This is a genomic window from Kosakonia quasisacchari (assembly GCF_004331415.1).
Classification (GTDB): domain Bacteria; phylum Pseudomonadota; class Gammaproteobacteria; order Enterobacterales; family Enterobacteriaceae; genus Kosakonia; species Kosakonia quasisacchari.
Genome location: NZ_SJOP01000083.1, coordinates 1 through 504 on the forward strand (window position 1 = coordinate 1; position 504 = coordinate 504).

The window sequence follows — 504 nt, forward strand, 5'->3', positions numbered from 1 at the left end:
AGAGCAGGGCATGGAGCAGATTAACCGTCTGCGCAGTGAGCCGGTGCAGATTGAAATAGTGCCGGACAGCGAACCTGGTTATTCCACCGTGAATTTAACCGCCACGCCGGAATTTCCGTTAAGTGCCTCTGTGTCTATGGATAACAGCGGGCAGAAAAGCACCGGTGAAAATCAGCTGAACGGTTCACTGACCGGCAACAATTTACTGGGACTGGCGGATAAGTGGTTTGTCAGCGGTGGACGCAGCAGCGATTTCGCCACCGGGTATGACGCGCAGAGTTTTCAGGCCGGGCTCAGTATTCCGTACGGCTACAGCCTGCTGGATTACAGCTACGCCTGGAGCAACTACCGCACCACCATCCTCAACCAGGGGTTTCCGTGGGTTTCCACCGGGGACACGAAAACCCACCGCCTGAACCTCTCGCGCGTGGTGTTCCGCAACGGCGACATCAAAACCGCGCTCAGCGCCGGCATCACGCAGCGCGCATCGCGCAACTGGCTTAG

The 504-nt window shown here is 57.7% G+C and carries 1 protein-coding gene; it reads left to right on the forward strand.

Annotated elements, in window-relative coordinates:
* The coding region (locus E0L21_RS24785; RefSeq protein ID WP_131413843.1) for a ShlB/FhaC/HecB family hemolysin secretion/activation protein at positions 1–504 on the forward strand (504 nt) is incomplete at both ends.